The organism is Pseudomonas mandelii (assembly GCF_900106065.1).
In the GTDB taxonomy this organism is placed as follows: domain Bacteria; phylum Pseudomonadota; class Gammaproteobacteria; order Pseudomonadales; family Pseudomonadaceae; genus Aquipseudomonas; species Aquipseudomonas mandelii.
In genome coordinates, this window is the sequence record NZ_LT629796.1 from 5,985,061 (window position 1) to 6,005,027 (window position 19,967).

Consider the following 19,967-nt stretch of genomic DNA (forward strand, 5'->3'; position numbering starts at 1 on the left):
GATGGTGTATCGACACGCTGTGATTCTGGCGGCCCTCCTCCTCATTTGCGCAACCGCGGTTGCGGCGCCGGACGCCCAGCGTCAGGCGCAACTCGAACACCTGCTGACCCAGGACTGCGGTGCCTGCCATGGGCTGCACCTGACTGGCGGGCTAGGCCCCGAACTGACGCGCGCAGCGCTGGCCGGCAAATCCAGGGACAGCCTGATTGCCACCGTCACCCAAGGCCGGCCCGGCACCGCGATGCCCGGTTGGGCCCCGTTGCTCAGCCCCGGCGACATCCGTTGGCTGGTCGATCTACTTCTCCAGGGATATCCCGCACCATGATCCGTTCAATTCTGCTGTCAGCGGCGACCGGGCTGTTGTTGTCCGCTTGCGTTCAGCCACCAGTGCGTGGCACCGGCGACTTGGGCCTGGTCGTGGAGCGCGCCACCGCCAGCGTACAAATCATCGAAAGCGACACCCACACCGCGCTGGCCCGACTCGAGGGTTTTGGCGACCTGTCCCATGCCTCGGTAGTGTTCTCCCGTGACCAGCGCTACGCCTATGTGTTCGGGCGCGACGGCGGGTTGAGCAAAATCGACTTGCTGACCTGGCGTATCGACCATCGCGTCATCCAGGGCGGCAACAGCATTGGTGGCGCCATCAGTCAGGACGGCAAGCTGATCGCCGTGTCCAACTACGTGCCCGGCGGGGTCAAGGTCTTTGATGCCGACACCCTGCAACTGGTGGCCGATATTCCGGCCACGCCCCTGGCCGATGGCAGCAAGCGCTCCCGGGTGGTCGGCCTGGTCGACGCGCCGGGGCAACGTTTTGTCTTCAGCCTGTTCGATACCGGCGAGATCTGGACCGCCGATTTCAGTCAGGGCAGCACACCACAAATCAGCCGTTTCACCGGCATTGGTGAGCAACCCTACGATGCCTTGATCACCCCGGACGGACGCTATTACATGGCCGGCCTGTTCGGTGAAGACGGCATGGCGCAACTCGACCTCTGGCATCCAGAACGCGGCGTGCAGCGAGTACTCGGCGATTACGGACGCGGTCAGGCGAAACTCCCGGTCTACAAGATGCCGCACCTGGAAGGCTGGGCCGTCGCCGATAACCAGGCCTTCGTGCCCGCCGTCGGCCGGCATCAAGTGTTGGTGATGGATTCACGCACCTGGCAGCAGACCGCCGTGATTCCGGTGGCCGGCCAACCGGTGTTCGTCACATCGCGCCCGGACGGTCGGCAGCTGTGGGTCAATTTCGCCTACCCGGACAACGATCAGGTTCAGGTCATCGACACCGAAACCCACGCCGTGGTCGCCGATCTGCGCCCCGGGCCAGCGGTGCTGCACATGGAATTCACCGCACGCGGCGACCAATTGTGGCTGTCATTACGCGACGGTGATCAGGTCCAGGTCTGGGATCCGTACCGCCTGAAGCTGCTGAGCACCCTGCCCGCCAGAGCACCGAGCGGCATCTTCTTCAGCAGTCGCGCGCAGAAAATGGGGTATTGAAATGGACCTTGAACGACTCAGCCGCCAACTCATCGACCGCTTTCAGCACGGCATGCCGCTGTGTCCGTCACCGTACAAGGAGATGGCCAGGATTCTCGGTTGCCGCGAATCCCAGGTGATGGCCTGCCTGGAAGAAATGGATCAGGCCGGCACCCTTTCACGCATCGGCCCGGTGTTCGAACACAGCCGCGCCGGGGCCAGCACCCTCGCCGCCCTCGCCGTGCCCGCCGACCGCCTGCAACAGGTGGCCGAGCGCGTCAGTCAGTACCCGGAGGTCAATCACAACTACGCACGGGAGCATTTCTACAACCTGTGGTTTGTGCTGACCGGCCCTGATCGCCAACACATCGACCGCGTGCTCAAGGAACTGGAGGACGACACCGGCCTCATGCCGCTGGACCTGCCGATGTTGACCGCCTACCGCATCGACCTGGGCTTTGCCCTGGGAGAAAACTCATGACACCAGGATTGAACCCCAAACAAGCATTGGCGCTGCGCCGGCACCTCGAAGGCGGGTTGCCGCTGGTGTCGCGCCCGTATCAGGCTCTCGCCGAACGGCTCAACGCTGACGAAAACCAGGTACTCGAACAGATGCGCCAATGGAGCGAGCAAGGGCTGTTTCGCCGTATCGGCCTGGTGCTGCACCATCGAGCGCTGGGCTTTACCGCCAACGCCATGCTGGTGCTGGATGTTCCCGATGCGCTGATTGACGAAGTCGGCCAGCGCCTGGGGCGAGCGCCCGGCATCAACCTCTGCTATCAGCGGCCCCGGCGCCTGCCGCAGTGGCGGTACAACCTGTTTTGCATGGTGCACGGGCGTCAACGTGAGCAGGTTGAGGCGCAGATCCAGGCGTTGTTGGAGGAGCATCTACTGAGCGACCTGCCCCATCAATTACTGTTCAGCACCCAGGTCTTCAAACAGTGCGGCGGCCGTTTTGCGCCCTCGCGCACCGGAGTACCGACCCATGGATGACCTCGACCGCCGACTGATCAACCGTTTGCAATTGGGCTTGCCGCTGGTGCGCCACCCCTGGCGGGTATTGGCGGCCGAACTGCAGAGCAGCAGCACTGAACTGCTCGACCGATTGCACACCCTGCTCGCTGATGGCGTGCTCACACGCTTCGGCCCGATGTTCGACATTGAACGACTGGGCGGCGCCTTCACCCTCGCCGCGTTGGCGGTGCCGGAAGAACGTTTCGATGACGTCGCCGAACAACTCAATGGCCTGCCGGAAGTGGCGCACAACTACCGACGCGAACACGCCTGGAACATGTGGTTCGTGCTTGGCTGCGCGACCGAAGAAGGCATCGCCGAGACGCTGCAGCGCATCGAAACCCTGACCGGCCTGCCCCTGCTCAACCTGCCTAAGGAGGAGACTTACCATGTCGGTCTGTATTTCCCGGTCTGAAGACACCCTCGCCCAGCGTCTGATTGCGTTGACCCAGGCCGGTCTGCCGTTGCTGGATGACCCGTGGGCGTGGCTCGCCGAACAACTGGAATTAAGCATCGAATCCACCCTGGACCTACTTAAGCGCTTGCAGGCCGAGGGCGCGATTCGGCGCATTGCCGCCGTACCCAATCACTACCGACTGGGCTATCGCCACAACGGCATGACGGTCTGGGATGTGCGCGACACCGACATAACGCGCCTCGGCGCGCTGATCGGCGCGCAGCCTTTCGTCAGCCACTGCTATCGCCGCCCGCGCCGAACCGGATGGCGCTACAACCTGTTCGCCATGGTGCATGGCCGCAGCCGCGATGAGATCAACAGCTACCGCGAGCACCTGCGCTATTTGTTGGGCGAGGCCTGTGTTGCCGACGAGATGCTGGTGAGCAGCCGCATCCTGAAGAAAACCGGCTTGCGATTACCTGTCGCTTCGCACTGAACACGCCCTGACTCAAGGAGAGTTGCATGTTGAGGATCAGCCAATACTTGCGTGCGCTGGCAGGCCAGGCGCCTGCACCGAGAACCAGTCCACCGGGCAGTAACCGGGCGCCGGTGGTGATCTGGAACCTGCTCAGGCGCTGCAACCTGACCTGCAAACATTGCTACGCCACCTCGGCCGACAGTGTCTTTCGCGACGAACTGGATACGGCCGCCGCGCTGACCGTGATCGACGATTTGCACGATGCCGGGGTGAAGGTATTGATTCTTTCCGGTGGCGAACCGCTGTTGCGCGAGGATCTGTTTGTGCTCAGCGCCTACGCCCGCACCAAGGGTTTCTTTGTGGCCTTGTCCACCAACGGCACGCTGATCGATGAGCAGAACATTGCGCAGATCAGCGCAGCGAATTTCGATTACGTCGGCATCAGCATCGATGGACTGGAAGCCACCCATGACGCTTTCCGCCAACTCAAGGGCAGCTTCGCCCGCTCCATGCAGGCGATCCGGCTCTGTCGCGAACAAGGCATTCGCGTCGGGCTGCGCACTACCCTGACCCAGGAAAACCATCCGCAGTTACCCCAATTACTGGCGCTGATGCGCGAGTTCGACGTGCAGAAGTTTTATCTGTCGCACCTCAACTACAGCGGTCGCGGTAAACGCAGTCGCAAACTCGACGCGCACCAGCAGATGAGCCGCGAGGCCATGACGTTGATCTTTGAGCGAGCCTGGGAAGACATCCAACAGGGGCGCGACAGCGATTTTGTCAGCGGTAACAACGATGCCGATGCCATTCTGCTGCTGCAATGGGCAGCCCTGCGTATTCCCGAGCATTACCCACGCCTGGAAAACATGCTCCGCGCCTGGGGTGGCAACGCCTCCGGCTGCGGCATTGCCAATATCGACAACACCGGCGAAGTGCACCCGGACACCTACTGGTGGCAGCACTCGGTGGGCAATGTCCGCCGCACGCCGTTCCGCACGTTGTGGCTGGATCAGCCGGATGCCCTGCTGTTGCGCCTGCGTGAGCATCCCCGCGCTGTCGGTGGTCGTTGCGCGCAATGCCGCTGGTTGCCCATCTGCAACGGCAACACCCGCACGCGTGCCTGGGCCGAGGGAGATCTGTGGGGCCAGGACCCCGGCTGCCACCTCAGCGATGACGAAATCGGTGTTACGCCGTCAACGAACATCCCTTGCATCACCCACTGAATAGCCCGTCCGGCCAACCACCTGACAAAGGCTGGGGCCGGCCAACCTGATGAAGCACCAAGGACGTCCCATGCCTCCATCAATTGCTATACCGGCCACACTTGAGTCGCCGTTCCGGCCGGGCGAAGTTGCCCTGGTCGGCGCCGGCCCCGGCGATCCACGCCTGCTGACCCTGCGCGCCTGGAGCCTGTTGATGCAGGCCGACGCAGTGGTGTACGACCGGCTGATCAGCCCCGAACTGCTGAACTTGATTCCCCTGACCTGCGCTCGGCAATACGTCGGCAAGGCCAGCGGTTGCCACAGCCTGCCCCAGGAACAGATCAACGAACTGCTGGCCGACCTCGCCGATCAAGGGCAGCGCGTGGTCCGGCTCAAGGGCGGCGACCCGTTCATTTTCGGTCGCGGTGCCGAGGAGCTGGAGTACCTGCTGCAACGCGGCATTGATTGCCAGGTGGTGCCGGGAATCACCGCCGCTTCCGGCTGCAGCGCCTATGCAGGCATACCGTTGACCCACCGCGACCTGGTCAATTCCTGCCGGTTCATCACCGGCCATTTGCAACGCGATGGCGAATTGTCGTTGCCCTGGAGCAGCCTCGCCGACAGTAGCCAGACGCTGGTGTTTTACATGGGCTTGTCGAACCTGGGGATCATCGCTCAACGCTTGATCGAAGCCGGGCTGTCGGCCGACACACCGGCGGCGCTGATCAGCAACGGCACGCGACCCGACCAGCACGTCGCCCGCGGCAAGCTGCACCAATTGCCGACCCTCGCGCTGGATTGTCCACCGGGTATTCCGACACTGACGGTAATCGGCTCAGTGGTCGATATGTTTGACGCAGAACAGCTGGAATACCCGGCGCGACTCTACCCGACCCAAGCCCTGCTACGTCGCGCCAAGGTGGCGATATGAGGCGCATCGTACTTGCCCACCTGTTAGGGGTCAGTGCGGCCCAGGCCGGCGCAGCAGTGCCGGCACTTGAACACGCGGCGCAACTCTATCAGCAGCATTGCCAGAGCTGTCACGGTATCAACCGTCTCGGCGGCGCAGGGCCGGCGTTGTTGCCTGAGAGCCTCAGCCGGATCAAACCTGATGAAATCCGCAGCGTGATTCAAAACGGTCGCCCCGCGAGCCAGATGGCCAGCTATGCCAACGTGTTCAGCCCCGCGCAGATCGACGCGCTGGTGGATTACCTTCAGCAACCGCCCGCCACCCCGCCCACCTGGAGCAATGACGACATACTCGGCAGTTACTCGATGCTCGCGGACCTGAGCAAACTGCCCTCCACGCCCCAGCACGGCGCCGACCCGATGAACCTGTTTGTGGTGGTAGAAGCTGGCGACCATCACATCGACATCCTCGACGGTGACCGATTTGAGGTGCTCGCGCGGTTCGCTTCGCACTTCGCCGTGCACGGCGGACCGAAGTTCTCGCCCGACGGGCGCTTCGTCTACTTCGCTTCCCGTGACGGCTGGATCAGTCTGTATGACTTGCACAACCTGAAGCTGATCGCCGAGGTCCGCGCCGGCCTTAACACCCGCAACCTGGCGGTGAGCAAGGATGGACGCTGGGTGCTGGTGGGCAACTACTTGCCCGGCAACCTGGTGGTGCTCGATGCTCGCGATCTGTCGCTGGTCAAAACCATCCCGACCATCGGTCAGAACGGTACCGCGTCACGGGTCAGCGCGGTTTACTCCGCCCCGCCGCGCGACAGTTTCATCGTCGCACTCAAGGACGTGAAGGAAGTCTGGGAGCTGTCCTGGGCGGGCACACCGGATTTCGAACCCCGGCGGATTCCTGCCGGGGATTTTCTCGATGATTTTTCCTTTTCGCCGGACTACAAACAGCTGCTGGCCACGTCGCGCAAGGCCCAGGGCGGCCAGGTCATCGACCTCGACAGCGGCAAGGTGGTCACCGACATACCGCTGCCGGGCATGCCGCATTTGGGCTCGGGGACCTATTGGAAACGCAACGGTGAATGGGTGTTCGCCACGCCGAATATCAGCAAGGGGCTGATCTCGGTCATCGACTTCAAGACCTGGAAACTGATCAAGGAAATTCCGACCCTGGGGCCCGGGTTTTTCATGCGCAGTCATGTCAACTCGCGGTATGCCTGGACTGATGTGTTCTTCGGGCCCGACAACGATGCGATCCACCTGATCGACAAACAGACGCTGGAGATTGCCCACACCTTGCGCCCGATGCCCGGTAAAACCGCCGCTCATGTTGAGTTCACTCGCGACGGCCGCTACTTGCTGCTGAGCATCTGGGCCACCGATGGCGCGCTGATCGTCTACGACAGCAACACCTTGCAGGAGATCAAACGCATTCCGATGAACAAGCCTTCGGGCAAGTACAACGTGGGGAACAAGATTGAGTTTGCCGAGGGGACTTCGCATTAGGCCTTGGGGGTATATCCGTTTCTTTGGTAACGGCGGCTATTGGTTTCGCTTTTACAGCGAGTCACTTTGGAAAAGCGCCAAAGTAACCAAAGCGCTTCTACCCCTTTCGTTCGGAGGCTCGCCATACCCTCGCTCCGGTCCTGCTCCGTGGGCCTCTCGAGGGGGCGACCACCGCAAAAACACTGCGAGGCGGCCTACCGGCCGGCCTGTATCTTCAAGCGTACGCATTCCCCTGTGGGAGCGAGCCTGCTCGCGATGAGGCCCTGTCAGTCGACATCAATGTTGAATGTAAGTCCGCCTTCGCGAGCAGACTCGCTCCCACAGTTGGATTTTTGGCGGGCATGACATAGAGGTCCACCGCCGATGCCCTTGACAGACATCAGGTCGGCTATCAGGCCGCCTCGCTTTTGCTTTTGATCTGGCTTTTGAACTTGATCTTGATCTGCCCCGTCGGAAGGCCGAGCGCAGGTTCTGCGCAGTGGGCACCGCGGCAAGGATGCCGCGGTAGCCGCCCCCGGCCATGGATGGCCGATGGCGGCGGGCCCACGGAGCAGGACCGGAGCGAGGGCATGCCGAGCCTAGGCGAGGCACCGTACGTCAGGGGCGAAAGCGTTTGGTTACTTGGCGCTTTTCCAAGTGACCCGCTGTAAAAGCGGAATCAATAGTAGCCGTTACCGCAGAAACGGATATGTACCCCGAACGGACTTCAGCCCAAGGTGTAACCGTTATCAACCTTCCAGTCCTGGCCGTAAACACCCCGAGCCCCCTGCGACAACTGAAAAACAATCACATTGGCCACCGCCGCCGCATCAAGAAAATGCCCCGGCAACAGACGTTTACCCAGGGTGTCGGCGACGTCGCCGAGTTCCCCCTCGCTCAACCCCAGGTTGTCCCACATCGCGGTGGCGGTCGGTCCCGGCGAGACCAGATTGATGCGCACATCAAAATTCGCGAACTCCACCGCAAGCGTGCGCGCCTGAGCCGCGAGTGCGGCCTTGCTGGCAATGCAAGCGGCCAACCCGGGAAAGCTCGAGCCGGTCAGGAAGCTCCCGACAAATACTACCGAAGCCGGGCTCGCCAATTCCCCGCGTAACGCCGCCAGGGTGTTCAACGCCCCAGCGCCGTTGACCGCCCACTGACGCTGGAAGGCCTGCATATCCAGGCTGTCGGCCATTTCGGCGACACCCGCGTTAGGCACCAAATAGTCCACGGGGCCCATCGCCGCAGCGCGCTCGGCCAGTTCGCTCAGGTCTTGCTGACTTGTGACGTCCCCGGCAAACCACTGCAACCGCTCGCCGTAGATCTGCTGCAAGGCCGGCAATTCACCGAGGGTCCGTGACATCGCCAGCACCTTGACCCCGCGCGGTAACAGCGCGGCGCACAGCGCAAGGCCGATCCCGGAGCTGGCACCTGTGACCACCGCCAAACGATCTTGAAACTCGGTTTTCATCATTTTCTCCTGGGCATCACGGATGCCAGCACTGGGGACGTAGCGAGCCCTATCTTTGAGCAGGAGACGAAAAAACGACTTGACGGCGATCAGGCTTTTAAAACGACGTTAGTGTTGTTGCAGCAGCGCCGGAGTGATCTCGCTGAAGCGCAGCAAGCGACCGCCCTGTTCAGCGGCAAGCTTTTCAGCGGCCTCGCGACTTGAGAACGACGCCAGCACCACGCCCATGGCGCCTTTGAGTTGGGTACCGACCACGTAGAAGGCGTCTTTTGCATCGATCAGATGGGCGTCATTCGGCGCGTTCCACGGGCTGCGGCCCATGTCATGGACATACAGTTTTGCATCGCCATGATGGTTTTCCGGCTGCAACCACCAGCCGATCATTTCCGCCGTGGAACAGAACTTCTTGATCCCCGCCCGCTCGACCACTTCGCCCTTGGGCCCGGGGAATCCGTCGATAATCATCCCGCAGACATGGCATTCATCACTGGGATGAAAGGCCGCGGCGGTGTCGCTGTAAGTGGCTTGCACTGGGTTGTCACAGGCCGTCAGCAGGAGGCACATCATCAGGCCCGCCACCGCGCGCATCGTCGTCAGATAAAACGCATTCATCGTCAACTACTCCAAAACCATCAAAGTGAAAATTCATGTCGCTCGGCGACGAAACAACAACCAGGCCGAACCCAATGGCACCGCCACCCACAGCGACAGGCATAGCCAGAGCATCGAGCCCGGCATCGGCAAATCGCTGCCAAGCGTCAGCACACCCGTGTTGCCGGCACCGGGTTCAAAACCGGAAAGGTTGATCAGGCGATAGATGTCAGCGGGATTGAGCAGCAGCAACCAGGGCAGCACTTTCGGGTTGAACTGCCCTTCGCTGAGCACCAACAGCGCCAGCAGGGCCAGGTCGAACACCAGCACGAAGAAGAACCACACGCCCAGTGCCAGCCCGGCCGCCGTGGATTTTTCGGCCGACGCACTGCTCAGCACATAGGCCAACCCCAGAAACCCCCAGCCCAATAACGTCGACGACGCCATGAACCGACCGAAGGCCCAGAGCAGCAGGCTCAGTTCGACGTTGTCCACCAGCACCGCGATGGCCAGCATGGCGCAGCCGAAACCGATCAGCGTCGCCAGCGCCAGGATCAACCCGTGGCCGACAAACTTGCCGAGCAGAATCTGCCCGCGACCCAAGGGGTACGTCAGCAACAGCAGCAACGTGCCGCTCTCGTCCTCGCCGACGATGGCGTCATAGGCCAACAGCAACGCAATCAACGGCATCAAAAACGTCGCCAGACTGGCGAGGCTGGCGATGGTGGCCGGCACCGAGGTGAAACCCAACTGCCCGGAGGCCGCGGCGCCCAGCCAGGCGATGCCGATGGCCAGCACCGCGAACAACACACTGATTGCCAACAACCAGCGATTGCGCAAACCGTCACTGAATTCCTTGCGGGCCATGTTCCAGACAGCGTTCATACGGCCTCCCCGATTGGCGCCGCACCGGCCCGGCTCATGTAGTAGCGGTAAATATCTTCCAGCGACGGTTGATGGATTTCCACGTCGGCCGGCTCGTCTTCATTGAGCAGCTGGCGCAACAGCCCGAGCTTGCTGCCATTGAGTGCGGCCACTTCAAGACCTTCGACGCCCCAGCGCTCGGTGAGGTGCCCGGCGTTGTTCCAGCGTTGCTGCAAGGGCCCGGCGTGCTTGAGGCCGTTGGCGCGAATCAGCGTCGGCAACCCGGCTTCCTCGCGCAAACTGCGTAGACTCCCCAGTGCCAGCAGACGTCCCTGGGTCAGAATCGCGGCGCGGTTGATGTGCGCCTCGACACCGGGCAAGACGTGGGAACACAGAATGATGCTGGTGCCTTGGCTACGCAGGCGATCGAGCAACCGATACAAGTCCTGAGTGGCGATGGGGTCGAGGCCGACTGTTGGTTCGTCGAGCAGCAACAAACGCGGCTCGCCGAGTAGCGCCTGCGCCAGCCCCAACCGTTGACGCATGCCCTTGGAGTAGGTCTTGACCCGCCGATGCGCCGCACCGGCCAGGCCGACTTCCTCCAGCAGTGCGTCCACTTGGGCGGACGCGGCGCCTTTGAGTCGCGCGAAATGGCGCAAGGTTTCAACACCGCTCAGCTGCGGGTAAAACGTCACGTTCTCCGGCAGATAACCGAGCAGGCGTCGTACGTGGGGATCGCAGGGCAAGCGACCGAACACCCGGACCTGCCCTTCGCTGGGCTGGAGCAGGCCCAGCACCAGTTTCATGCTGGTGGTCTTGCCCGCGCCGTTATGACCGAACAAACCCAGCACTTCACCTTCCGCCAGGCTGAGGTTGAGCTGATGCAACACGGTGGCATGCCCATAGCGCTGGCTGACGCCTTCGATGTCGATGACGTTCATGAGTTGGGCTCCTGGGTCAGGGGTTGAGTGGATGATTTCATCAGCGGATGGCTGTCCAGCACCCCCGGCGATTTCATCACCGGAAAGGCCCGTTGCACCCAGCGCAGCAACTCGATGCCGGGGCTGTTCATCAACAGCCGCACCTGCGGGTACAGCCAGAGCAGGCGGTCGACGTTGTCATTGGGTTCGTAGGCGATATCGCCGAGGCCGTCGTTGTTGCGGTCCCAGCCCAGGTAATCGCTCCAGTAGTTACCACGGCCATCCACCGACCATTCCTGCAAGCGGGTGGCGACGTACTTGACCTGCCGCTGGTTGCCGACAAACGCGTTGTCGGCGATGCGGTTGTCTTCCGAGCCGGCGGTGAGATGGATGCCCACGGCGCTGTGCTCGAAGTGGTTGTGTTCGATGCTGTTGAACAGCGAGTTGTAGATGAACAGCGCCTTGCCCTCGGCGCCGCTGATCATGCTGTCGCCGGTCGAGCCGTCGCGCACGTCAGTGACGAAGTTGTCACGCAAGGTTGAATAGGTGATGTAGTTCATCAGGATCCCGTAGTTCTGGTCCTGTTCGGAGCGATTGCCGATCACCGTGAGCTTGCGGCTTTGCATCAAGGCGTAGCCGGTGCGGGTGCGGCGGGTGGTGTTGCCGATCAGTTGGTTATCGTTGGCGAACATGTAATGCACCCCGTAGCGCAGGTCTTCCAGGGTATTGCCCTGCAGCAGGTTGCCGTTGGAGGTGTCGATGTAGATGCCATCGCGGGTGTCGCGCACCTGGTTGCCAATGACCTTGGCGCCATGCACGGCATACAGGTGAATGCCGTTGCCGCGATCTTGCGAACGCATCGCCGGATCACCCTGAATGCGGTTGTCGATCAGGCTCACATCCTGAGTGCCGTCGACCCAGATACCGAAGCCCTTACCCTGCAGGCGATTGCCTTTAATCACCGCACCATGGGCCTTGGGCTGGATAAACACCGCCGCATTCATGGCGGTGAGGTCGTGTCCCCAGTTTAGAAAGGTGCAGCCTTCGATGGCGACATCCGGCGCGCTGATGATCACACCGTTGCCCTGCCCCTCCCCCTGAAATACCGCGCCGGGCTCGCAGAGAATCTGCATCGGTTGATCGACACTGAACGAGCCCCGGTATTCCCCCGCCGGCAGGTGCCAGCGTTGATTGGCGTCCACCCGCAGCGGCAACGAGGTGATGGGTTGCACCGCCAGCGCGCTGCCGGACATCAGCAGGAGCGCAAATGCAATGACCGTCACCGGGTTTCCCTTGCTATCAGTCATTGCTTCGCTCCTGTCGATGGGCAACGGTCAGGCCTTCTCTACCTTCATGCGGCCGACCATTTCCATGTGCAGCGCATGGCAGAACCAGCTGCAGTAGTACCAGTGCAGGCCGGCCTTGTCGGCGATGAAGGTGATCGACGAGGTCTGCTGCGGGCTGATTTCCATGCTCACGCCATGGTTGGTCATCACGAAGCCGTGGGTCACGTCTTCAATCTGGTCGATGTTGGTGATGGTCACCGTGACCTCGTTGCCTTGCTTGACGGTGAACTCCGGCAAACCGTAGGCCGGGGCCATCGAGGTCATGTAGACGCGGACTTTGTTGCCGTCGCGGATGACCTTGTTGTCAGTCTCCAGCTTGATCCCGTCTTTGGCGGCGATCGCCACCGTCTCGGCAAAAAACGGGTCATTGCGGTCCCAGATCTTCTTGGTCTTGATCTGGTCGCGGCGGGCCATGACGCAGTCGTGGGGTTCGGCGAAGGCCGGGCCGTCATGCACCAGTTTCATTTCCTCGCCGGAGATATCGATCAGTTGATCGTTTTCCGGGTGCAGCGGGCCGGTCGGCAGGAAGCGATCCTTGGAAAACTTGCTGAGCACCATCAGCCATTGGCCGTCGGCCTCACTGGTTTCGGTCAGCGACGCATGGTTGTGGCCTGGCTGGTATTGCACGTCGAGTTTCTGCTTGATGTAGTTGACCTTCTCGCCGGTGTACGCGCGAATGGCCTCCTCGACGTTCCACTTCACCACCTGGCTGTCGATAAACAGCGTGGTATACGCATTGCCGCGGCCGTCGAAAGTGGTGTGCAGCGGGCCCAGACCGAGCTCGGGTTCACCGACCACCACGTCGCGCGGGTCCTTGAATTTGTCGTCGAACAGATCGTCAAGCTTGGCGATGGCAATGATGGTGCAGGTCGGCGAAAGCTTGCCGTTGGCAATGAAGTATTTGCCATCAGGCGAGGTATTGAGGCCGTGGGGGTTCTTCGGCGTCGGGATGTAACGGGTGAATGCGCTGTCCTTGCCATCGGTTTTACGACCGTCGACCACCGGCACTTTCGAGCCATCCAGGGTGATGAACTTGCCAGCCTTGATCGCCGCTTCGATGCGCGGGATGTTGAACACCACCACCCAGTCGCGCTCGTTGCGCATCATGCCGCCCAGGTCGTAGGCCTTCTCCGAGTTGTAGCAGGTGGACGCCGCGTATTTGCCGGTGTAGTCGGCGTCGGTGTTGTCCAGGTTGCCATCGACAATGACCTGGAAGGCCATCTCCATTTTCTCGGCATCGATGGCGTTAAACATCGTGTAGCTGTTCTTGTCCTGCAGGTCGAAGGTGCTGCCGTCATTGGGGTGTGGAATCACGAATTCGGCATTGGCGAACACGTATTTAGTGTGCGGCACTTTTTGCAGGCGCAGCCCGTGAACGGCCTGCACATTGGGCACGGTGAGCATCTTGTCGCACTTCATGATGTCCAGACGGATTCGCGCAACACGGCTGTTGGCCTTGTCATTGATGAACAGGTATTTACCGTCGTACTTGCCGTCAGTCATGGACAAATGCGGGTGGTGGCAGTCGCCATTCTGGAAATGCGCGCTGTCGCCCATGATCCGTTTGCTTTCGTTGGTCAGGCCCCAGCCAGTGGCGGAGTCGACGTTGAACACCGGTACACGCAACAGCTCGCGCATCGACGGAATGCCCATGATCCGCACTTCCCCCTGATGACCGCCACTCCAGAAACCGTAGTACTGGTCCAGTTCGCCCGGCCCGACGTGGGTTTTGAGTTGCGCGTCCTTGGCCGCTGCCGCCCAGGTCTCACGGGTAAACACCGCGCCACCGATGGCCGTGGCACCGGCCAGTACCGCGCCGGTCACCGCGCTGGTGCCCAGGAAACCGCGACGACTGAGGCCGGTCGATTCCGGCACTTCAGTGGTTTTCTTGGATTCTGTGTCGTTCATCAGGTGTGTTCCTTGAAGGGATAAAAACGGTCGCAGCGCACAGGCGCTCGCGGGGTTCATTCCAGAGCGCTCACTTCCACGACAGGTATCAGTTGCACAGCGATGGGTGCCGGTTTGCCGCGCTTCTTGCGCTTGTTGATCAGCGGCGGACACTTGTTGTCGTTCTGGTAAGTCATCTGGCAATCGAGGCAGTAGTGGCACTCGTTGGCATTGATTCGGCCATCGGGATGAATCGCCTGGATCTCGCACTCCTTGGCGCACAGCTGGCAGGGAGTGCCACAGTCCTTGCGGCGTTTGAGCCAGTCGAACAGGCGAAATTTGCTCGGAATCGCCAGCGCGGCTCCCAACGGGCAGATGTAGCGGCAATAGACTTTGCGGGTGAAGAGGTTGATGACCAGCAGTGCCACCGCGTAGAGGACGAACCACCATTGGCGGTCGAACTTGAGGGTGACAGCGGTCTTGAACGGTTCCACCTCGGCGAACAATTCGGCGGTGGACATCGACTCAAGGGAGAGGCCGAACAGCAGCAGCAAAATGATGTATTTGATGGCCCACAGCCGTTCATGCACCGCGAAAGGCAATTCGTATTGGGGGATTCTCAGCTTGCGCGCGGCTTCGTTAATCAGTTCCTGCAAGGCACCGAACGGGCACAACCAGCCGCAGAATACGCCCCGCCCCCACAGCAGAATGCTCGCAGCGGTGAAGACCCAGAGCATGAAGATCAGCGGGTCGGTGAGAAACAGCTCCCAGCGAAAGTGATCGAACAGCGCATGGGCGAAGGTCAGCACATTGACCACCGACAGTTGCCCCAGCGCATACCAGCCGAGAAACACCACGGTAAAGACCAGGTAACCTCGGCGCAGCCAGTGCAGAAAACGTGGCCGACGCGTGAAGGAGTCCTGCAGGAACAGGATCGCCATCAGCAGCAGTAATGCGCTGCCGAGCACGGTGATCTGAAAGGATTTCTGGTACCAGATGGTCAACCACATCGGCCGACCGGCTTCCTCGAGGGCGGCCAATTCTTCGGCGCTGGGCAGTGGCCGCTCAAGGTATGGCTCGGGCAGTTGATAAGGCAGTTCGAAGCTGCTGAACGTGCCACTGAGCGGCCCGGTTTGACGACGCACCAGCAATTCCAGGGACCAGGGCGATCCCGGGTCGAACCGGGCCGGCTCGCGCACAATGAAAATCGACATTTCAGTGAATTCCGGCATGCCCTTGGCAAAGACGTCGGAGAGCCGCTGATGGTCCATGTCGCGAAAACTGATGACGTTGCCGAACTGGCGCAATTGCACCCGATCGAAAATCCCGCCGCGCACATACCCCGAGCCTTTATAGGAAAAAAGCCCACGACCCAGCACCACAATGGCCTGCTCGCCGGGCTTGAGGTCCTGCATAAGGAAGCGATATTGATTGTCGCCCAGCAGCGCACGGCCGATGGTCGGCGGATTCAGGTCGGCGGTGTAGAGCTCGATAAAGGTCTCATCCACCTGATCGGCGGCGGCGTTTTCCACGCCTTCGGCGTCGGTGCCCTTGAAGGCGGCGTCGACCTGGCCACGGGTCAGGTTCAAGCGGCGGATGGCGCCGTTGCCGGTGAGTTGTTCCCAGGTGGCGGGTTCGAAAAAGTCCTGGCGCACGGTGGCAGGCATGCGTGCCACACCGCCCGTGTCCTCGATCAGCTTGAGCGATACGGCCACGTCGTGGGCGGCGCGCATGATGACCTCGTTGACCACCATCGCCGTGACGGTAGCCCCGGCAATCGCATCGACGGTGACGGCCTTCGGGTCGCTGGAATGGCCGACGACCACCCGCTGGCTGACCTTGATGCCCTTGTACCTGGCGCTGAAGCCGTGAAGTTTTGCCTCAGGAATGCCGATCAGCAGAATGGGCTCATGGTGCTCCAGCACATAGGCATCCTGAATCGCACCAGCAGTGTCGAGGATCACCTGGGTATTGATCGGCTTGCCCGAGTAGGCAGGAATGTCCACCACGTCCAGACTCTGGAACACATAGCCGAGCACCTTGCCGGCGGCGGACAGCGTGCGCACCTTGAACCGGCCTTCGGGGGCGGAAACGGAATCGGTCTGAGGGAAGGTTTTCTCGATGCGCTGCTGCTCGATGTCGCCGTATTGCTTGGCTTGCACCGCCTCAAAGGTGGCGAGCATCAGCATTAGCATGACCACCAGCCCGACGCCCCAGACGCGCAGGTTGCCGTGTATCGAAGGCGGATGGATTGTCATGGGCTCGCTGATTTCAAAAGGGCTTTCGGTCATGTTAGGGAGCGTTGCGCCCCCTGCCCTTGATTGAAATCAACTTGAGAAATTAGCCCATGAGGACAGGCGCCAATGACTCAAACCGTGCGTGAAAACAGGCCTTTTTGCTCACTACCCAGATAGGCGTCAAACGCCATCGCGGCACTGCGCATCATCAAGTGCCCCTGTGGTAACAGCACCAGTTCGTCGCAGTGGATCTGCAGCAGTCCGTCGCGAACATGCTCCTCCAGTTGGGACAAGGCGTCGGCAAAGTACTCGGTGAAGAGAATGTCATGACGCATTTCATAGCGGTTAAACGTAATACGGCCATGGCACATCAGGTCGCTGATCACTTCGCGGCGCAGCAAGTCGTCTGCGCTCAAGCGGTAACCGCGATGCACCGGTAGCAGGCCTTGGTCCAGACGCGCGTAGTACTGAGACAGCTCCTTGACGCTCTGGCTGTAGCTGTCGCCGACCTTGCCGATCGAGGACACGCCGAGGCCGATCAAGTCGCAGTCGGCGTGGGTGGAGTAGCCCTGAAAGTTACGCTGCAGGGTGCCATTGGCCCGGGCCAGCGACAGCTCGTCGTCCGGCAAGGCGAAATGATCCATGCCGATATAGACGTAACCGGCCGCGGTCAGACGGCGGATGGTCAGTTCAAGCAATTCCAGCTTGCGCTCCGGCGGCGGCATGTCGGCGGGACGAATCAACCGTTGTGCGCGAACCATTTCCGGCAGATGCGCGTAGCTGTAGGCGGCAATCCGGTCCGGACGCAGCGCGATGATCTTGCCGAGGGTGACGTCGAAACTCTGCACGGTTTGCAACGGCAGGCCATAGATCAGATCGACGCTGATCGACTTGAATTGCGCCTCGCGTGCCGCAGCAACCAGCGCATAAATCTGCTCTTCACTTTGCTGGCGATTGACCGCGGCCTGCACGTCGGGGTCGAAATCCTGAACACCGAAGCTCAGGCGATTGAAGCCCAACTGGCGCAGCGACCGGATCTGCTCGGTACTGATGGTGCGCGGGTCGACTTCGATGGAAAACTCATGGTCATCGCTGTCATCCATGTTGAACGCCTGGTGCAGGCAATCCATCAGGTCCGCGAGCTGTTCACTGGTTAAATAAGTAGGCGTGCCGCCGCCCAGGTGCAATTGCGTGAGTTTACGGGTGCTATCGAACAAGGCCGCCTGCATCGCAATCTCAAGCTTGAGGTACCGAAGGTACTCGACGGCGCGATGGGTTTTCTGGGTAATGATTTTGTTGCAGGCGCAGTAGTAACAAAGACTTTTGCAAAACGGAATGTGGATATACACCGACAGCGGTTTCGACGCGCTTGCCTGGTTGCTCTCGCGGGCGGCACGCTGATAGTCGTCAACGGCAAAGGCCTGATGGAACTGTGGCGCGGTTGGGTAAGAAGTGTAGCGCGGCCCCGGGCGGTCATACTTTTCGACCAGGGCGCGATTGAAATCAAAGGAAGGCTTCATGATCAATCAACTCGCAAATGGGTTAACACCTCGCACCGCCCACATCCTTTTCAAACAGGTTGCAGATGGCATCCACTTCCGGCCGACCGGCAGGGAGAATGCTGATGAAGCGGTCCGACAACTCAATCAACCCCTCACGACTCAATTGCTCCAGCAACGGCCAGACCGACGAGAAATACCTGGAAAAAACCAGCCCATAACGTCTTTCGATGGCGCGTATATCCAGTTCCAGATCACACGCCAGTCGCTCCATGACCATTTGCCTGATTTGCTCCCCCGCCTCGAAGCGCCAGCCTCGACACGTCGGCAATTGCCGCATGTCCAGTTGCTGCTGATAGCGTTCAATCTCGTCGGTGTTTTGCGTGTACAAATCGTCGATCTGGCTAATGGCACCCAAACCGAATCCAACATGATCGCAATAGCCGTGACGGGAGAAACCCTCACAGGTACGGCGCAACCGGCCTCGCTCCTGGGCGACGGCCAAATCATCATCGGGCCGGACAAACTGCCCCATACCGATGTAGTGATAACCCGCGCAAAGCAGTTGATCAAAGCAGATTTGGCGCATCGCGCCTTTATCGACCTGGCTGCACGGCGCTCTGACTTTGTCACCGGGCACCGGACGATAGCGCCGTGGTGGCCGGGCATAATCGAACACCATCAGCCGGTCTGGCTCCAGCTTGATAATGCTCGCCAGCTTCAACGCAAAACTGTCTGGCGTCTGCCAGGCATGGCCAAAACCCAGATCGACGTTGATGGATCGAAAACCAAAGGTCCGCGCCGCGTCCATGAGCGACTGGATCGGCGCCGGGTTCTGGTAACAGGCCACCGACCTTTCACAGTCGCTGTCGAAATCCGGAACGCCGATACTGACATGGTTGAAACCGTGGTCGCGCAGCACGCCCATGGTCGCCCAATCGGTTTGATAGAGGTCCACCTCGACGCTGTAGTCGCCGCAATCATGTAAGAGAAAGTTGAAACGGCTACGCAGGTGACTCATCAGCCGCCCTATGTGAGCAGTGATGAGTGTTCCGCCGCCCAGATGAAACTGTTCCACCCGTTGCTGCGCATCCAGGTGGCAACCGACGAGGTCGATCTCCTGCTCCAGATGCTGGAGGTACTGCTCAATAACCTGGTGCTCGTCGGCGCTGTCACGAGGGGAACAAAAGGAAAGCTTGAGGCTGGAGGGTAGCTGCACGTTCAGGGACAGCGGACGTCGCTTCTGGCGGCTGACGCGCAACGCGCGAAGCAGATCCAGTGATCCGATACCCTCATGGAATTTTTGCGTGTCGGCATGACAGTTGGGGTCGAGCACGCCCTGATCGCACCGGGCGACCAGCTCGCCGGGGTTGTGAAAGAAATCGAGCATGAAGGTCTCCGACACTGGCTGCGGATCATCAGTGTCGGGGTTCAACGATCAATACGCCTTGATTTGCATCAAGCACAAGCAAAGTCTTGGAAGAACAGACTACCCGTCAAAGCCGATCACCAGGTCAGATAAAACATTCCCTTGGCCAGCAGCACGATAACGACCATGTGACAAAACAGGCTGCCGTGGATGAACTGCAGGTACCGCGGACTCATTCGGCCACGTTTGAATAAAAACATGGCCACCAGGAAGTGCAGCAGTACGCTCACGGCCACCGCGACTTTCAAGGCAAGCAATGTGCCTAACGATGAAGCCAATGGTGAGGCAAGGACTGGCAGGTAGCGCAGCCAGACCATGCCGAGCCCCGCACCGAACAATACCAGCAGCACCCACGGCATCAGCGAGCGCGCTCGCCGGCCGATGCCTTCCTCCACCAGCAACATGACCCTGGTGGGTAGCTGTTTGCGGATGCTTTCAAGGAACAGCACTTCGAAGAACACCGTGCCGATAAAGATCAGGGCGGCAAACAGATGCAACGTCAGAATCAGCGGATAGATCATGGAGGTGTCGCCTTGAGTCAAGGCAACCCGTTACGCACGGGTATGTCGATCTCTGGAGACTACAGAGCCGTCCGCTCCATGTGGTTGACATCGATCAAGAAAGCACAAAACCCACACTCACCGCACTCCATCAGTATCGAACGTGCAGGAGCGACCGTTCTTATCGTTGGTCGAGAGAAAAAACTGAAACCTGGGTCACCACTGAGTCAGTTGGCAAGGCAATACTTGTTTC

The 19,967-nt window shown here is 60.6% G+C and carries 19 protein-coding genes; 9 read left to right on the plus strand and 10 right to left on the minus strand.

Translation table 11 applies throughout. The features are described from left to right. Window position 1: 1 nt before the first annotated feature. From BLU63_RS27790 to BLU63_RS27830, 9 genes are all read left to right on the plus strand, one after another. Entirely contained in the window at window positions 2-325 is a 324-nt protein-coding gene (locus tag BLU63_RS27790) for a c-type cytochrome (RefSeq protein ID WP_017338897.1), read from the plus strand. Further along, complete coding sequence (locus BLU63_RS27795) at window positions 322-1,500, plus strand: cytochrome D1 domain-containing protein (protein WP_083376778.1); 1,179 nt, start codon at window positions 322-324, stop codon at window positions 1,498-1,500. The genes BLU63_RS27790 and BLU63_RS27795 overlap by 4 nt, the downstream gene beginning before the upstream one ends. 1 nt (window position 1,501) lies before the next feature. Beyond that, window positions 1,502-1,960: an Lrp/AsnC family transcriptional regulator gene (locus BLU63_RS27800; RefSeq protein WP_077748424.1), complete on the plus strand. Its 459-nt coding sequence runs from the start codon at window positions 1,502-1,504 to the stop codon at window positions 1,958-1,960. Then, a complete protein-coding gene (ahbB, locus tag BLU63_RS27805; protein ID WP_083376779.1) occupies window positions 1,957-2,472 on the plus strand; it encodes a siroheme decarboxylase subunit beta in 516 nt (171 codons plus the stop codon). Before BLU63_RS27800 ends, ahbB (BLU63_RS27805) begins: the two co-directional genes overlap by 4 nt. Then, entirely contained in the window at window positions 2,465-2,908 is a 444-nt protein-coding gene (locus BLU63_RS27810; protein ID WP_010460162.1) for an Lrp/AsnC family transcriptional regulator, read from the plus strand. The genes ahbB (BLU63_RS27805) and BLU63_RS27810 overlap by 8 nt, the downstream gene beginning before the upstream one ends. After that, the gene (gene ahbB / locus BLU63_RS27815) at window positions 2,883-3,386 is read left to right on the plus strand and encodes a siroheme decarboxylase subunit beta (protein WP_077748422.1); all 504 of its coding nucleotides are present in this window, start codon (window positions 2,883-2,885) and stop codon (window positions 3,384-3,386) included. The genes BLU63_RS27810 and ahbB (BLU63_RS27815) overlap by 26 nt, the downstream gene beginning before the upstream one ends. A 26-nt stretch (window positions 3,387-3,412) precedes the next feature. After that, a complete protein-coding gene (gene nirJ, locus BLU63_RS27820) occupies window positions 3,413-4,591 on the plus strand; it encodes a heme d1 biosynthesis radical SAM protein NirJ (protein ID WP_083376780.1) in 1,179 nt (392 codons plus the stop codon). A 70-nt stretch (window positions 4,592-4,661) separates the two neighbouring features. Continuing rightward, complete coding sequence (gene cobA / locus BLU63_RS27825) at window positions 4,662-5,501, plus strand: uroporphyrinogen-III C-methyltransferase (RefSeq protein WP_083376781.1); 840 nt, start codon at window positions 4,662-4,664, stop codon at window positions 5,499-5,501. Continuing rightward, entirely contained in the window at window positions 5,498-6,991 is a 1,494-nt protein-coding gene (locus tag BLU63_RS27830) for a nitrite reductase (protein ID WP_083376782.1), read from the plus strand. The genes cobA and BLU63_RS27830 overlap by 4 nt, the downstream gene beginning before the upstream one ends. 706 nt (window positions 6,992-7,697) lie before the next feature. On the opposite strand, the gene BLU63_RS27835 is transcribed toward BLU63_RS27830, so the two are convergent. The 10 genes from BLU63_RS27835 to BLU63_RS27880 form a co-directional block, all read right to left on the minus strand. Then, a complete protein-coding gene (locus tag BLU63_RS27835; RefSeq protein ID WP_010460150.1) occupies window positions 7,698-8,441 on the minus strand; it encodes an SDR family NAD(P)-dependent oxidoreductase in 744 nt (247 codons plus the stop codon). A gap of 108 nt (window positions 8,442-8,549) precedes the next feature. Continuing rightward, entirely contained in the window at window positions 8,550-9,053 is a 504-nt protein-coding gene (locus BLU63_RS27840; RefSeq protein WP_010460147.1) for a nitrous oxide reductase accessory protein NosL, read from the minus strand. Between the two features lie 33 nt (window positions 9,054-9,086). Further along, window positions 9,087-9,917 (minus strand): ABC transporter permease, encoded by an 831-nt coding sequence (locus BLU63_RS27845; RefSeq protein WP_010460145.1) that lies wholly within the window; start codon window positions 9,915-9,917, stop codon window positions 9,087-9,089. Next, the gene (locus BLU63_RS27850; RefSeq protein WP_010460143.1) at window positions 9,914-10,837 is read right to left on the minus strand and encodes an ABC transporter ATP-binding protein; all 924 of its coding nucleotides are present in this window, start codon (window positions 10,835-10,837) and stop codon (window positions 9,914-9,916) included. The genes BLU63_RS27845 and BLU63_RS27850 overlap by 4 nt, the downstream gene beginning before the upstream one ends. Then, a complete protein-coding gene (locus BLU63_RS27855; RefSeq protein WP_083376783.1) occupies window positions 10,834-12,123 on the minus strand; it encodes a nitrous oxide reductase family maturation protein NosD in 1,290 nt (429 codons plus the stop codon). The genes BLU63_RS27850 and BLU63_RS27855 overlap by 4 nt, the downstream gene beginning before the upstream one ends. Window positions 12,124-12,150: 27 nt before the next feature. Next, window positions 12,151-14,073 carry a TAT-dependent nitrous-oxide reductase gene (nosZ, locus tag BLU63_RS27860; RefSeq protein WP_370654475.1) on the minus strand — a complete coding sequence of 641 codons (1,923 nt, stop codon included), beginning with the start codon at window positions 14,071-14,073 and terminating at the stop codon, window positions 12,151-12,153. 53 nt (window positions 14,074-14,126) lie between these two features. Beyond that, window positions 14,127-16,307: a transcriptional regulator NosR gene (gene nosR, locus BLU63_RS27865; protein WP_174604232.1), complete on the minus strand. Its 2,181-nt coding sequence runs from the start codon at window positions 16,305-16,307 to the stop codon at window positions 14,127-14,129. A 110-nt stretch (window positions 16,308-16,417) separates the two neighbouring features. Then, window positions 16,418-17,806, minus strand: a complete 1,389-nt coding sequence (hemN, locus tag BLU63_RS27870) for an oxygen-independent coproporphyrinogen III oxidase (RefSeq protein ID WP_083376785.1) — start codon at window positions 17,804-17,806, stop codon at window positions 16,418-16,420. A 22-nt stretch (window positions 17,807-17,828) separates the two neighbouring features. Continuing rightward, window positions 17,829-19,175: an oxygen-independent coproporphyrinogen III oxidase gene (locus BLU63_RS27875; protein ID WP_083376786.1), complete on the minus strand. Its 1,347-nt coding sequence runs from the start codon at window positions 19,173-19,175 to the stop codon at window positions 17,829-17,831. 116 nt (window positions 19,176-19,291) lie between these two features. Beyond that, window positions 19,292-19,735, minus strand: coding sequence for a CopD family copper resistance protein (locus BLU63_RS27880; protein ID WP_083376787.1), 444 nt, complete (start codon window positions 19,733-19,735; stop codon window positions 19,292-19,294). Window positions 19,736-19,967 lie beyond the last annotated feature (232 nt).

What these genes read in the sequence shown, in the direction of transcription:
- BLU63_RS27790 (WP_017338897.1), top strand. Translation starts at nt 2, where the DNA reads ATGGTGTATCGACACGCTGTGATTCTGGCGGCCCTCCTCCTCATTTGC.
- BLU63_RS27795 (WP_083376778.1), top strand. Translation starts at nt 322, where the DNA reads ATGATCCGTTCAATTCTGCTGTCAGCGGCGACCGGGCTGTTGTTGTCC.
- BLU63_RS27800 (WP_077748424.1), top strand. Translation starts at nt 1,502, where the DNA reads ATGGACCTTGAACGACTCAGCCGCCAACTCATCGACCGCTTTCAGCAC.
- ahbB (WP_083376779.1), top strand. Translation starts at nt 1,957, where the DNA reads ATGACACCAGGATTGAACCCCAAACAAGCATTGGCGCTGCGCCGGCAC.
- BLU63_RS27810 (WP_010460162.1), top strand. Translation starts at nt 2,465, where the DNA reads ATGGATGACCTCGACCGCCGACTGATCAACCGTTTGCAATTGGGCTTG.
- ahbB (WP_077748422.1), top strand. Translation starts at nt 2,883, where the DNA reads ATGTCGGTCTGTATTTCCCGGTCTGAAGACACCCTCGCCCAGCGTCTG.
- nirJ (WP_083376780.1), top strand. Translation starts at nt 3,413, where the DNA reads ATGTTGAGGATCAGCCAATACTTGCGTGCGCTGGCAGGCCAGGCGCCT.
- cobA (WP_083376781.1), top strand. Translation starts at nt 4,662, where the DNA reads ATGCCTCCATCAATTGCTATACCGGCCACACTTGAGTCGCCGTTCCGG.
- BLU63_RS27830 (WP_083376782.1), top strand. Translation starts at nt 5,498, where the DNA reads ATGAGGCGCATCGTACTTGCCCACCTGTTAGGGGTCAGTGCGGCCCAG.
- BLU63_RS27835 (WP_010460150.1), bottom strand. Translation starts at nt 8,441, where the DNA reads ATGAAAACCGAGTTTCAAGATCGTTTGGCGGTGGTCACAGGTGCCAGC.
- BLU63_RS27840 (WP_010460147.1), bottom strand. Translation starts at nt 9,053, where the DNA reads ATGAATGCGTTTTATCTGACGACGATGCGCGCGGTGGCGGGCCTGATG.
- BLU63_RS27845 (WP_010460145.1), bottom strand. Translation starts at nt 9,917, where the DNA reads ATGAACGCTGTCTGGAACATGGCCCGCAAGGAATTCAGTGACGGTTTG.
- BLU63_RS27850 (WP_010460143.1), bottom strand. Translation starts at nt 10,837, where the DNA reads ATGAACGTCATCGACATCGAAGGCGTCAGCCAGCGCTATGGGCATGCC.
- BLU63_RS27855 (WP_083376783.1), bottom strand. Translation starts at nt 12,123, where the DNA reads ATGACTGATAGCAAGGGAAACCCGGTGACGGTCATTGCATTTGCGCTC.
- nosR (WP_174604232.1), bottom strand. Translation starts at nt 16,307, where the DNA reads ATGACAATCCATCCGCCTTCGATACACGGCAACCTGCGCGTCTGGGGC.
- hemN (WP_083376785.1), bottom strand. Translation starts at nt 17,806, where the DNA reads ATGAAGCCTTCCTTTGATTTCAATCGCGCCCTGGTCGAAAAGTATGAC.
- BLU63_RS27875 (WP_083376786.1), bottom strand. Translation starts at nt 19,175, where the DNA reads ATGCTCGATTTCTTTCACAACCCCGGCGAGCTGGTCGCCCGGTGCGAT.
- BLU63_RS27880 (WP_083376787.1), bottom strand. Translation starts at nt 19,735, where the DNA reads ATGATCTATCCGCTGATTCTGACGTTGCATCTGTTTGCCGCCCTGATC.